This is a genomic window from Gluconobacter frateurii (genome assembly GCF_002723955.1).
In the GTDB taxonomy this organism is placed as follows: Bacteria; Pseudomonadota; Alphaproteobacteria; order Acetobacterales; family Acetobacteraceae; genus Gluconobacter; species Gluconobacter frateurii.
Map to the genome: position 1 here is coordinate 223,011 of NZ_BEWN01000003.1, position 12,626 is coordinate 235,636.

12 protein-coding genes are annotated in these 12,626 nt (G+C 56.9%); 3 read left to right on the top strand and 9 right to left on the bottom strand.

The window, feature by feature from the left end; all coding sequences use genetic code 11:
- Positions 1 to 31: 31 nt before the first annotated feature.
- Positions 32 to 2,539 carry an alpha-glucan family phosphorylase gene (glgP, locus tag GFR01_RS09780; RefSeq protein ID WP_099182299.1) on the bottom strand — a complete coding sequence of 836 codons (2,508 nt, stop codon included), beginning with the start codon at positions 2,537 to 2,539 and terminating at the stop codon, positions 32 to 34.
- A 366-nt stretch (positions 2,540 to 2,905) separates the two neighbouring features.
- Here glgP and GFR01_RS15730 point away from each other — a divergent pair, with 366 nt between their 5' ends.
- On the top strand, positions 2,906 to 3,082 hold the full coding sequence (locus tag GFR01_RS15730) for a hypothetical protein (RefSeq protein ID WP_167384231.1): 177 nt from the start codon (positions 2,906 to 2,908) through the stop codon (positions 3,080 to 3,082).
- A gap of 2 nt (positions 3,083 to 3,084) precedes the next feature.
- Here the strand turns inward: GFR01_RS15730 and GFR01_RS09785 are convergent, their stop codons facing one another.
- Complete coding sequence (locus GFR01_RS09785) at positions 3,085 to 3,546, bottom strand: histidine phosphatase family protein (protein ID WP_167384235.1); 462 nt, start codon at positions 3,544 to 3,546, stop codon at positions 3,085 to 3,087.
- An 86-nt stretch (positions 3,547 to 3,632) separates the two neighbouring features.
- Positions 3,633 to 4,670: a threonine-phosphate decarboxylase CobD gene (gene cobD, locus GFR01_RS09790; RefSeq protein WP_099182301.1), complete on the bottom strand. Its 1,038-nt coding sequence runs from the start codon at positions 4,668 to 4,670 to the stop codon at positions 3,633 to 3,635.
- A gap of 36 nt (positions 4,671 to 4,706) precedes the next feature.
- Here cobD and cbiB point away from each other — a divergent pair, with 36 nt between their 5' ends.
- Complete coding sequence (gene cbiB / locus GFR01_RS09795; RefSeq protein WP_099182302.1) at positions 4,707 to 5,699, top strand: adenosylcobinamide-phosphate synthase CbiB; 993 nt, start codon at positions 4,707 to 4,709, stop codon at positions 5,697 to 5,699.
- Positions 5,700 to 5,705: 6 nt separating this feature from the next.
- On the opposite strand, the gene GFR01_RS09800 is transcribed toward cbiB, so the two are convergent.
- From GFR01_RS09800 to GFR01_RS09810, 3 genes are read right to left on the bottom strand one after another with little or no spacing between them, the layout of a single operon-like run.
- Positions 5,706 to 7,148: a cobyric acid synthase gene (locus tag GFR01_RS09800; RefSeq protein ID WP_099182483.1), complete on the bottom strand. Its 1,443-nt coding sequence runs from the start codon at positions 7,146 to 7,148 to the stop codon at positions 5,706 to 5,708.
- Positions 7,149 to 7,177: 29 nt separating this feature from the next.
- The gene (gene cobO / locus GFR01_RS09805; RefSeq protein ID WP_099182303.1) at positions 7,178 to 7,786 is read right to left on the bottom strand and encodes a cob(I)yrinic acid a,c-diamide adenosyltransferase; all 609 of its coding nucleotides are present in this window, start codon (positions 7,784 to 7,786) and stop codon (positions 7,178 to 7,180) included.
- A complete protein-coding gene (locus GFR01_RS09810) occupies positions 7,783 to 9,105 on the bottom strand; it encodes a cobyrinate a,c-diamide synthase (RefSeq protein WP_099182304.1) in 1,323 nt (440 codons plus the stop codon). The genes cobO and GFR01_RS09810 overlap by 4 nt, the downstream gene beginning before the upstream one ends.
- Between GFR01_RS09810 and GFR01_RS09815 the strand changes: the two genes are divergently transcribed.
- Positions 9,099 to 10,271, top strand: a complete 1,173-nt coding sequence (locus tag GFR01_RS09815) for a cobalt-precorrin-5B (C(1))-methyltransferase (protein ID WP_099182484.1) — start codon at positions 9,099 to 9,101, stop codon at positions 10,269 to 10,271. The genes GFR01_RS09810 and GFR01_RS09815 overlap by 7 nt on opposite strands.
- Here GFR01_RS09815 and cobM read toward each other — a convergent pair.
- The 3 genes from cobM to cbiE are packed head-to-tail and all read right to left on the bottom strand — an operon-like array spanning position 10,235 to position 12,602.
- Positions 10,235 to 11,002 (bottom strand): precorrin-4 C(11)-methyltransferase, encoded by a 768-nt coding sequence (gene cobM, locus GFR01_RS09820; protein WP_099182305.1) that lies wholly within the window; start codon positions 11,000 to 11,002, stop codon positions 10,235 to 10,237. The two genes, GFR01_RS09815 and cobM, sit on opposite strands and share 37 nt — an antisense overlap.
- A complete protein-coding gene (locus GFR01_RS09825; protein ID WP_082872654.1) occupies positions 10,999 to 11,385 on the bottom strand; it encodes a cobalamin biosynthesis protein in 387 nt (128 codons plus the stop codon). The genes cobM and GFR01_RS09825 overlap by 4 nt, the downstream gene beginning before the upstream one ends.
- Entirely contained in the window at positions 11,382 to 12,602 is a 1,221-nt protein-coding gene (gene cbiE / locus GFR01_RS09830) for a precorrin-6y C5,15-methyltransferase (decarboxylating) subunit CbiE (protein ID WP_099182306.1), read from the bottom strand. The genes GFR01_RS09825 and cbiE overlap by 4 nt, the downstream gene beginning before the upstream one ends.
- Positions 12,603 to 12,626 lie beyond the last annotated feature (24 nt).

Genomic DNA, 12,626 nt, shown 5'->3' on the forward strand with positions numbered 1-12,626 from the left:
ATGACTTTCGACCAATCATGAACCCGTGTTTCTAGCGTTGCCAGAGAATAAAAGGTGCTTCCAGAGGTACGTACAGAGTGCCCATCGCGGGAATGATACGAAGCGTATAGTCAGAGGCCTCCCCCTTCAGATCAGCGTCCGTTTCGTAGGCGATCCAGCCTTCCTGAAGATTTTCAGTACGGCGAAGAGATACGACACGCGCGCTGCCCTCCAGGGGTTCGGCGTAAAACTGAACATCGAGCCAGGTCGGGTCGAGCGATCCCGGATGTATGAACGCGTGAGCAACTTTTCCGCGTCCAGCCTCGGGAATGACGACTTCTCCAATCTGCAGACTTTTCCACCCTTCCCTCAGTTTCTTGACCTGATCAAGAATGTCGATGGGAACGTTCCCCATGCCCGCACAACGGTCCCTGTAGCGTTGTGACAATGGTAGATAAAACGTCTCGGTATACTCGCGTACAGTGCGGTTGGCAGAAAACTGGGGTGTAAGGCGTGCCATGCTCTCACGGATTTTTGCCACCCACGCATGCGGAATACCGTTGTCATTCCGGTCGAAGAATTCTGGCAAAACATGCTCTTCCAGCAGACGATACAGTTCCTGCGCATCACTGTGATCAAAAGCCGGGTCGCCTCCATGCTCCAGACCGTCTCCCAGTGCCCATCCAACCTCTGGCGTATACGCCTCGGCCCACCATCCATCCCTTTCAGACAAATTAAGGCCCCCATTGACCAGAACCTTCATCCCGCTCGTGCCACTGGCTTCCCATGGGCGACGCGGGGTATTCAGCCAGAGATCAACGCCCTGCACCATTTTTTGGGCAAGAGCCATGTCGTAATCTGCAAGGAAAACGACTTTCCCAGCGATGTCCTGACGCTGGCAGAAATTGATCCATCGCGTAATCATAGCCTGCCCCTCCATGTCTTTCGGATGGGCCTTACCAGCAAGAATGATCTGCACCGGACGATTGGTGTCTTTCAGGAGACGGACAAGGCGTTCTTCATCATGCAGAAGGAGATCCGGGCGCTTGTAAGTCGCAAATCGCCGCGCAAAACCGATCGTCAGGGCATCCGGCCGGAGGGCGGGACTTGGCAGGCACCACAACCCGTTCTCTCCGACCGTACATTGCCGTGACCTGAGTTCCTCTGACAGCGCCTGTATCAACCCACAACGCGACGCACATCGCATTTGCCACAACGCATCATCATCCAACTGCCGAATAGCATCTCCCAGACCTTCAAGTGTTCCCTCCCAGCGCCCCTTTCCTCCGGCCTTTGTCCAGAGTTCATCAGCCGCAACGCAATCCCACGTCGGCGTATGAACGCCGTTTGTTACAAAGGACACCGGAACTTCCGCTTTGGGCCACCGTGGAAACAAAGGAGCAAACAGGGACCGGCTGACCTCTCCGTGCAACTGACTGACTCCATTCACGGCACAACTGCTTCTCACGGCGAGATAGGCCATGTTGAAAAACTCATCCCTGTTCGACGGATCGAGCCTTCCAAGTGCCAGAAACTCCTGAATGGGAAGGCCCAGGCGTTCTTCGGAGTAGAACGTCAAATGGCTTTCGATCAGTTTGGGTGGAAAAAGGTCAAATCCGGCGGGGACAGCCGTGTGCGTTGTGAAAAGAGTTCCCGCTCTGGCGATGACCTGCGCCTGTGAGAACGGGATGCCTAACTCTTCCGCGAGACATCTTGCTCTTTCCAGCGCAGCAAAGGCTGCGTGTCCTTCATTGAGATGGCAGATTTCCGGCCGATGCCCGAGAGCGTACAAGAGCCTCCAGCCGGCAATACCCAACACCATTTCCTGCCGCAGCCGTAGCTCCGCGTCTCCACCATAAAGCTGGGTGGTAATGCAGCGGATGGCAGGTGGATTGGAAGGATCGTTCGTATCCAGAAGATACAGGGTTGCGCGCCCTATGACCGCTTTCCATGCTCTGAGCCAGATTTCACCGGTCGCTGTCTGGACCGACAGCCGAAACCAGTCACCTTCCGGGGTCAGAACCGGCTGAATGGGAAGATGAGCCGGATCATTGAAGGGATAGAGGGCTTTCTGTGCGCCCTCTGGCGTAATTTCCTGCCGGAAATAGCCCTGGGCATACAAAAGTCCTACCGCGACAACCGGTACACCCAAGTCACTGGCCGCCTTCAGTTGATCTGCGGCCACATTCCCCAACCCGCCCGAATAGATGGGAAGCGCTTCGCTCAGCATGAACTCCATACTGAAATAAGCAACTTCGGACAGGCTGCTTTCCGGATACTTCTCACCAAACCAGGTGGAGCGTTCAAGTTCATACTTTCGTCGCCCCATGCCGGCCTTTATCAAGGCCTTTGTGTCCGGATCAGCCAAGGCCTTGGCAAGGTCGGATCTGGCCGTTCGGGTCAATGTAATCCACGGATTACGGGTTTTCTCCCAAAGGTCAGGATTAATGCTTTGCCACAGAAGATCGGCTTCATGATTCCACGTCCAGTGAAGATCCAGAGCCAGCGTTTTCAAGGCAGTTTCTGTAGCCCGTAACGGGCGGGATGATGTTGTAGCCATTAGACCGGAACTCCCATGGCTTTGACCTGAAGGTAATCACCGCAGGAGACCGCGTTGACCAGAGGCATAACGCACCAAAGATGGAGAAGGACATTTTCAAGGCTACATAGACATACTTCGTGACATTACAATTGATCGTGATGCTACCAATGCGTCTGGTAGACGTCTCGAAAAAAGCTGACTTGCTTACATCTCTCCAAGTGCGGTCCGCGAGAGGCGAATGCCAGATACTGTCTGGATCGAAATCTGACGGAGCCAAAAACGCGTGACGGCTGCTCCAAGAAGAAGCAATAGGAAATAGCGCATGGTGTTCCCCTTTTCAGAGGCTATCATGAAGCACAAATCTGTCAGATATGCGCAGGAAACGTGGCAAACGTGCTTCAAAGCGTAAAAGTTTCCCGTTTTAAAATGGAGAAAAGCAATATGTCGTTTGGTGTTATTATTTTGATAGGAATTGTGGCCGCGCTTTTTATTCTTGGTCCAATTCTTGTTGCCGTGGGAGCTGCGGCATGGATCAATGATCGTTTTCTGAGCCGGAAATAATTTCAGAAAAATACTTTATCTGGCGGCAGGGATAATGCCTGAAGCCGCCAGCTCCGGACATAAGACAGGATGCTCCAGCTCGACGGCAGGATATCCAAGCGATCTGCCAATGTCACATCAAGCCCGAGGCAAATCAGAACAAGAATTCGAACGATATCGGCGTCGACAATCAGAATGACGGTCTCATTTTCGATGCCAGAATTTCTAAACCAGTGGGCAACACGATCAATCACCATAGAGCGGCTTTCTCCGCCCGGCGGGACAAATTCCGGATCACGAAGCCAAAGAGACAGATCTTCTGTAGGAACCGCCTTCAGGGAACGACCGCTCCATTCTCCGTATTGGCACGCAGCCAGCTCAGGCACGACCGTAACCTGTTTTCCAATAAGCGTTTCAAGCCGGTCTGCATCTTCAATATTTCCAGCAACCCCGCGATCAGCCTTTGGCCATCTGATAATATTCATCCCTGAGAAATTGCGATGCGGCTCTGGACCCGGAAAGACGCCCTGCTTCATGCAGAAATATGCTGGCAACGCGAAACAGAGAAGCTTCATCGGAAACAAAGTGCCCATTCAGAGAGGGCATTTTCAAGTCGCGTCCAGCCTTCCTGACTCCGGGGTAAACCAAATCTCAGTTCTGTAGGCCGTTCGGGAAAGGCTCGCGTGACGATCCCTTTTCTGCATAGAAATATCCAGAGGTCGGACGCCCGTTCCGACCTGACCAGAGTGAACAGACGCGTATATCCGTGTACGACAAGTCCAGCCTGCGTCAGAGCGTCATTGAGCCTTATACTGTCAGCTTCAAGGCGTGTTTTGATCTGGCCCAGCCACGTCGCGTCCGCCAGCGCCTGACGCCCCGCAGAAAGCGCAAGCGCACTGACAGCCCAATCTCCCATCATTGTCCGCATCTGGCGTGCCACTCCACTGGATGCAGCCAGAAAACCTAACCGTACCCCTGGCAATCCATAGCTTTTGCCAAAAGACCGTAGAACGATCAGCCCACGTTCCGGAAGAAGCGACATAGCCGTTTCGGATTCAAAGTCGGCAAAGGCCTCATCCACGATCAGGTACGATCCTGATCGTGCACACCTGTCCAGAAGCTTCGGAAGCTGTTCAACAGAAAGACGCCGCCCGTCCGGGTTGTTAGGATTGCAGACCACACAAACATGGTCTTTCTGATCGGCTGAATCTTCGAATGTCTGGAAATCTGTCACGATCGAGACGTCTATCCCGGCATTGCGCCAGGACTGCTCATGCCCGGAATATGTCGGGCCAAAAATCGTGACGTGTTCGACTTTTAGCACTAGCGGCAGAAGCGCAATGAGCATCTGCGTTCCCGGCCCCGCAACAATCATGTCCGGAGACGGAACACCGTAAGTCTTGGCTGCGGCCTGGCGGAGCGCCTCTTCTTCCTCAGCTTCCGGTAGTCGTGTCCAATCTCCCATTTCCACGTAATCCACAGGGTATGCGTATGGGCTGATCCCTGTCGAAAGATCGACGAACGGCTGGGGAGCATCCGGAAAATGCTGCATTACCTCACGGACCTGCCCTCCATGGGCCGGCATGTTTTTCAGCATGGTGAACGTCATGCTAGATCACGACATCCGGATGAAATATGCAGGTCCATGAGCGTCTCCTTCCTGTCCCACACGTTTTTCGTTGCCTGTCTCGCCTGTGTTGCCGAGGTTGTCTTTGGCTATCCGGCCTGGCTGTTTCGTCTGATCGGCCATCCCGTGACGTGGGTAGGCGCTCTTATCGCCCGACTGGACCGCGGGCTCAACCATTCCAAGGACACTTCAGGGCGACGAAAGCTCTACGGCGTTATTGCTCTTGGCGTCCTGACGGCCACACCGGTCCTGATCGTCTCACTGTGCCTCAAGCTTTTGAGCTGGATGTTCACACCTCTGGAAACCCATATTATGGAAGGGCTGGCTGCGAGCACACTGATTGCTCAGAGATCCCTTTGGGAACACGTCCGCGCTGTTCTCGATGGCTTTGAAAGCAATGGCCTGATGGGGGGCAGACACGCTGTTTCCATGATCGTGGGACGTGACCCGGAGCAGCTGGGCGAAGCCGGGGTGGTCAGGGCCGCCATCGAGAGTCTGGCTGAAAATTTCTCGGATGGGATTGTCGCCCCCCTGTTCTGGGCGGCTCTTGGTGGCCTTCCCGGGGCTACAGCCTACAAATCCATCAATACGGCTGACAGCATGATCGGGCACCTAACATCCCGTCATGCCGCATTCGGTTGGGCCTCCGCAAAGCTGGATGATCTGGTCAACCTCCCTGCTTCACGCCTGTCTGCGCTTTGGATTATCCTCGGAGCGATGACAATGCGCGGTGCCAGCCCGTCCCGCGCCTTTCGCGCTGTCAGGCGAGATGCCCGTCATCATCGCTCACCCAATGCGGGCTGGCCCGAAGCCGCCATGGCAGGTGCATTAGGGCTCAGACTTGCAGGTCCCCGCGTTTATGCTGGCGTGAGGGTTGAGGATCACTGGATGGGCGATGGCCGGTCTGAGGCCACACCGGACGACCTTGCGAAAGCACTCCGGCTTTATCGTCGGGCTTGCGTTGTTCAGGGCGCCGTTCTTATCAGCCTGACTTCGCTGCTTTGGCTCTGACGGGTATCAAACAGGCTGAGCTAGAGACAGAAGCGCTTCCAGATCCAGACATTTTTCCAGATGATCGGCCCACTCATCGAGGGCAGCTTCAACACGTAAGTCCTGATCCTGCAAGGGACTGAGCGGCATCCCGAGACGTGTAAGAAGTGCCGCACGGGCCTTGCCGCCCGAAAGCAGGCCATGCAGATAGGTTCCCCAGACCTGCCCGTTTGCAGAAACAGCGCCATCAGGCTGTCCGTCAAGATCAGCAAAGGGTCTACCGCAATCGGGGCCTGTTGTACGCCCGATATGAATTTCATAGCCAGACATCGCGATCTTTTCGGGTAAGAGCATCCCGCGCACTTCAGTGAGACATTTATCTTTTGTCAGAACCGTCTCAACGTCCAGCAGACCCAGTCCTTCTGTTATTCCAGAGGGGCCTTCAATCCCCTCGCGATCTTCAATCGTCCGGCCAAGCATCTGGTAGCCACCACAGATCCCGAGAACACGTCCTCCCCGCCGCACATGGGCTTTGAGATCAATATCCCATCCCTGCTCCTTGAAAACCTTCAGGTCAGAGATGGTCGCTTTAGATCCTGGGAGGATCACGAGATCACAGACGGGTAAAGGCTGACCCGGAGGAATAATGTCCAGAGAAACGCCCGGATCAGATTTCAAAGGATCGAGATCATCAAAATTGGCAATTGTCGGCAGATGCGGCACGACAATCCGGAGCCCACCGGAGACATTGATGCTGGCAATGAGATCTGAGGCATCTTCTGCGGGAAGGTCTCCCACACGCGCCAGATGCGTGACAAGCCCAAGGGGAGCCCACCCTGTCTGTTGAGCAACAACAGCCATGCCTGCTGAGAACAGCGAGGCGTCTCCCCTCATTTTGTTGACAATGAATCCCTTGATACGAGCGGCATCTCCATCAGGCAGAACAGTGTTAGTCCCCACCAGACTGGCAATCACGCCGCCACGATCTATATCGCCAACCAGAATGACATTGACATTCGCCGCTTCTGCAAAGCCCATATTGGCAATATCGTTGGCCCGGAGGTTAACTTCCGACGCTGACCCCGCCCCTTCAATCAGAACGATATCCGCCTCAGCCGCCAGCCTTCGAAAGGCGCCTAAAACCTCAGGCATGAGGGCTTTCTTGACGTCCTGGTACTCGCGGGCGCGAACGGTTCCGCGCACCTTTCCACAGACGACCAGTTGTGAGCCGGTTTCGCTCTGCGGTTTCAGCAGAACGGGGTTCATGTCAACCGTCGGTGCGACGCCGCAGGCCCGGGCCTGAAGAGCTTGTGCCCGCCCGATTTCGCCTCCATCGCGTGTCACGGCGGCGTTATTGGACATGTTCTGGGGCTTGAAGGGTCTTACCTTGAGGCCGCGCCGCGTCAAAGCGCGGGCAATGCCCGCAACCAGCACCGATTTTCCAACGCTGGAACCGGTTCCCTGAAACATCAGAGCCCGCGTCTTCGGTGCAGTATCCATCAGAATTCGAACCCGGCCTGTGCTTTCACACCTGCGCTGAAATGATGCTTCACCAATGTCATTTCCGTCACAAGATCCGCCGCTTCCACCAAGGCGGGTTTAGCGTTTCGGCCTGTAATCACGACGTGCTGCATGGCTGGTCGGCTCTTGAGATCAGCCAGAACCTGCTCCAGCGGCAGGTAGTCATACCGCAGCGCAATATTCAGCTCGTCGAGAACCACCAGACCGACATCGTCCCGCGCGAGGGCAGCTTTCGCAACCTCCCAGGCGCGTTCACAGGCCGCGACATCCCGTGACCGATCCTGCGTCTCCCATGTGAATCCTTCGCCCATGGTGTGCCACTCAAGAAGGTCATCAAACCGCTCCAAAGCAGCGCGCTCCCCCGTGATCCAGGCCCCCTTGATGAACTGCACCACAACTACCCGCTTGCCATGGCCCAAAGCTCTCAGCGCAAGGCCGAAAGCCGCTGTGGACTTGCCTTTTCCGGGCCCGGTGTGAACAGCCAGAACACCTTTTTCCACGGTCTTGGACGCGACTTCCTGATCCTGCACGTCCTTGCGTTTCTGCATTTTTTCCCGATGCCGGGCGTTTTCATCCGTATTGCTCATGCCGCGTTCCTGTCCCTGCATGCCATGACGTGAAAAAATGAGCCTGACACGTGCCCGCGATACCCGCCCGCCTGTCCCAGATCGTTGCCATTGCCGTCCCGGAGCGTTGCCAACGGATTATCTGTTCCAGCATTCGTCACGCGGGCATAGTGGAATTCGTGCCCGCGGAAAACTGTCCCTTTCATGCCCAGAGCACAGTCCGTTTGAAGGGCCGCCTCCCGATAGCCGAGGTTCATTTTCCGCTTTGCAAAGCTGGTTTCGTGGCCAAGCAGACCGGCCATCCGATGTGTTGTGCCATTGGCATCCTCAAGCGTCTGCCCCAGAACCATGAAACCTCCACACTCTCCGTGAACGGGGCGTGTTCTGGAAAAAATCTCCAGACGGCTGAGAAATTGATTCGCCGTCGCCAAAGAGCCTGCATGTAGTTCCGGATATCCGCCGGGAAGCCAGCAGGCATCACAACTGTCGTCCGGCCCTTCATTGGCGAGCGGAGAAAACGGGACCAGCTCCGCCCCCGCTTGCCGCCAGCTTTTTGCAACATGCCCATAGAGAAACGAAAATGCCGCATCATCCGCAATAGCGATCCGTTGTCCCGGCGGCAAAACGGCAAGCTCCCCCTTGTCGTGCGCGTTCAATGGGGCCGCGGCCTGAAGAATCCCATCGAGATCAAGCGCCTCCTCCGTTCGGGTTCGAAGACGTTCTAGAAGTTCTGTTAATGTCGTCTGTTCGCGCGCCTGGACCAGACCAAGATGGCGCTCTGGCAACGCCAGAGAGGGATCACGCATGAAGGCCCCGAGAACCGGAATTCCTGCGGCCAGTACGGCCTCATGAGCCATGGACAGATGCCGGGGAGAAGCGACCTGATTCAGCACAACACCCGCGACATGGACGTCCGGGTCAAGCGTTGCGAAGCCATGCGCGATGGCTGCGGCAGACTGCCCCTGCCCCGAAACATCCAGAACCAGTACAACCGGAATACCGAAACGTGCCGCGATATCCGATGGCGCTCCACGCGATTTCTCCGGCCCGAGTAGCCCGTCGAACAATCCCATGGCCGATTCAACCACGAGTAGATCGGCACCCTCCGCGGACCGGGCCAGTATGGTTTCCAGCAGGTCGGGCGTCATAGCCCAGCTATCCAGATTGAGGCTGGGACGTCCCGTCACAACCTCATGAAACGCAGGGTCAATATAGTCCGGCCCGGTTTTCGCGGCCTGCACGGCAACGTTTCTTGCGCGCAGTGCAGCCAGTAGCCCAAGGGTCGTCGTCGTTTTCCCCCCACCTGAGCGAGGGGCGGCAATCATGATAGCGCGTGTCATTTTTGGCCTCCGCTCAGAGAGTGTGGCTCGCTTTCAGGTTGAAATATCGTATTCTGCACCCAATGACTGCCCACGCGCCCCCACTCCGATATGGCTGGACGACCGGAAGCTGCGCGACTGCGGCGGCCAAGGCGGCATGGACGGCTTTGAAGACGGGTCAGTTCCCCGACCCGGTCGTTATTACGCTGCCCGGTGGCAAATCTGTCAGCTTTGCTCTGGCCGGTCACGGATTCAACGAAAATGGCGCATGGGCGGCGGTCGTCAAGGACGCGGGTGATGACCCAGACGTCACGCATGGTGCTCTCATTCATGCTGCGGTCCGACAGCCGCCAGAGGGCCAAGGCGTTACGTTTATAGCAGGTGCTGGCGTCGGTACGATCACCCGCCCCGGTCTGCCTTTGCCGCCCGGAGAACCTGCCATCAATCCTGTCCCCCGCCAGATGATTATCCGAGCCCTCGAAGACGTATCCGGCCCGGATGTTTGTGCAGAAGTGACGGTATCCGTCGAAAACGGCGTGGCTTTGGCCCAGAAGACGCTGAACAGCCGCCTGGGTATTCTCGGGGGCCTTTCCATTCTGGGCACGACCGGAATTGTCGTGCCCTTCTCCTGTTCCGCATGGATCGACAGCATCCACCGGGGCATTGACGTGGCACGGGCCCTGAATCTTCCCCATTTGGCGGCGACCACCGGAAATGTGTCCGAACGTGCGGTTCAGGCTCTTTACGGGTTGCCTGAGACGGCTCTGATCGAAATGGGAGATTTCGCAGGCGGCGTTCTCAAATATATCCGGCGCCATCCTGTCCCGCGCCTGACGATCGGGGGCGGTATTGCGAAAATGACCAAGCTGGCTCAGGGCCGAATGGATCTGCATTCCAAACGTGGAAGCGCCGATATGCCTGCCCTCGCGGCGCTTGCTACTACTGCCGGTGCCGATATGGAGCTTGCCGCGTCCATTGCGGCTGCGCCCACCGTCGCGGAGGCGTTTCTGCTCGCATCCCATGCGGAGATTCCGCTTGGAGATCATATCGCTCAGGCTGCTCGGCAATTTGCGCTCAGCGTGCTGGAAGGCAGTGATGTCGTGCTGGACGTTCTGGTGTTTGACCGGCATGGTCAATGCGTTGGGCGCAGTCATCCAGTGGGTAATCCACCTCTGAAGCGTCTTTGATACTCGGGATCGTACAGCGCACTTTCGCGAAACCCCTCGGCCCCCAGAGCCGAACCGACCAGCACAAGCGCGGTGCGTTCAACCGGGTTTTCAGCAGCTTTTTCCAGCAGTGTGCCGAGTGTTGCCCGTACAGTGATCTGGTCCGGCCAGCTGGCCCGCGCGACAACGGCCACAGGGCAATCTGCACCATAAAACGGCAGCAGTTCCGTCACGATCCGCTCAAGCGCATGAACCGCGAGATGAATGGCGAGCGTCGCCCCTGTCGCGGCGTAAGCGGCCAGCGTTTCGCGGGCAGGCATAGACGACGCCCGCCCGCTGACACGTGTGAGCACGACAGTCTGCGCCACTTCCGGGACTGTGAGTTCTTTACCAAGAACAGACGCTGCCGCAGCGAAGGCGGGAACACCCGGTGTCATGGTCCAGGGGATACCAAGCCTGTCCAGACGGCGCGTCTGTTCGGCGATTGCGCTGTAAATGGAGAGATCACCGGAATGTAGACGCGCAACGTCCTGCCCGGCTTCGTGGGCGCGGACGTATTCCTGCTCGATCTGGTCGAGGGAAAGTGGTGCAGTGTTCACTTTGCGGGCATCCTGAGGACAATGCTCCAGCATGTCCTCAGGTACAATGGAGCCCGCATACAGACAGACCGGGCAGGACGCCAGAAGGTCACGTCCACGCAGGGTCAGAAGGTCAGCAGCGCCCGGACCGGCACCAATGAAATGAACCGTCATCCGTTCTCTATTCCTGTCATGTCTGATGATGTTGCGAGAGCGCAGGTCACGTCTCTGTCGCTTTGGCGCGTGACCAGAAGACGGCTCTTAGGTCCTGCACCGGCAAGAGCACAGGCCTCTGCAACGGAACTGAAGCCGGTTTTTTCAAAGGCAATTGCGGAATGCGTTTCACATTCCACCTGCCGTTCGGTCATGTCCAGAGCACCGACCCAGATAAGCTCGACCTTCAAAGCTTTTGCAAGGTCGGGAATGGCCGCCTCTCCCTGTCGAAACGACGGTGCAGCCAGCCTGTCCAGTGTGTGACGTCCCGCGACACGCTGAACGAGAGCCAATAGGGCGTCTGTAGTGATATCCGGCCGACAGCCAATTCCTGCGACAATCACGCTCCGTCTCCTGATACCGTGGTCGCGTACTGGGTCACACGCATGGCTGGTCGGAACGCATGCAGACGGCCAACTGTATCAAGCCGTTCAATGCCAATGCGCGTTAGGGTGCCACCATATTTCGCATGTTGAGACGCCAGTATGGCCTCCCCTTCGAGGGTCACGGCATTGGCAACGAGACGCCCTCCAATACGAAGCGCCTCCCTCACCTGTATGAAGATGTCTTCGCTGGTCAGGCCGCCGCCAATGAAAACGACGTCCGGTCGCTCCAGAGACCGCAGGACATCTGGCGCACGCCCTTCGACAACCTGCAAACCAGGAACGCCGAGCGTCAGTGCGTTGCGGCCAATACGGGCGACACGATCCGAATTCTGTTCAATGGCAATCGCGCGATTAGACGGATGACGCAGCATCCATTCAATAGCGATAGACCCAGCACCGGCGCCGACATCCCATAAAACCTCACCAGCTTTCGGAGCGAGTGTAGACAGCGTGATGGCACGGATTTCGCGTTTCGTAATCTGCCCGTCATGCTCGAACAGGTCGTCATCAAGCCCGGACACCAGAGGAATGACCCGCGCGTTTTCGTGCGCCTCAACTTCAATGCCCATTAGATTTAAAGCGGCGACAGAAGAGAAACCGTCTTCGGCCAGGCAACTCTGTGTACGTTCGTCAGGTCCGCCCAAATGCTCTATGACGTGCACTTTGGATTTTCCAAAGCCGCGATCAGCAAGAAAACGACAGACGGTGTCTGGCGTCGAACCGTCTGCGGAAAGAACAATCAGTCTTGCGGCCGGTTGTAATTGCGGTGCAAGCGTCTCGATGGGCCGACCACATAGCGAGATGATGCGCACGTCCTGTTGTGCCCATCCAAGACGAGCACAGGCCCATGAAATCGACGATGGCGCAGGCACGCAGAACAGTTCTCCGGGCTCAAGATGCTTTGCAAGCGTGCTTCCGACGCCAAAAAAGAATGGGTCTCCCGATGCGAGAACGGTAACCGGCCTTCCCCGCATTGCGAGAACGCGATGCACCCCATCAGAGAATGGAGTACCCCAGATCTCAGTCGTCCCCCGGATCAGGCTGGCCGCCAGCTTCAGATGACGCTCTCCACCGATAACGCTCTCGGCCTGAGCAATGATCTGGCGCGCCAGAGACGAAAGTCCCTCGACACCATCCTCGCCAATTCCGATAACGCTGAGCCACGGAGCTTTCATCGGCCCGCTCCGATAAAGGAACCA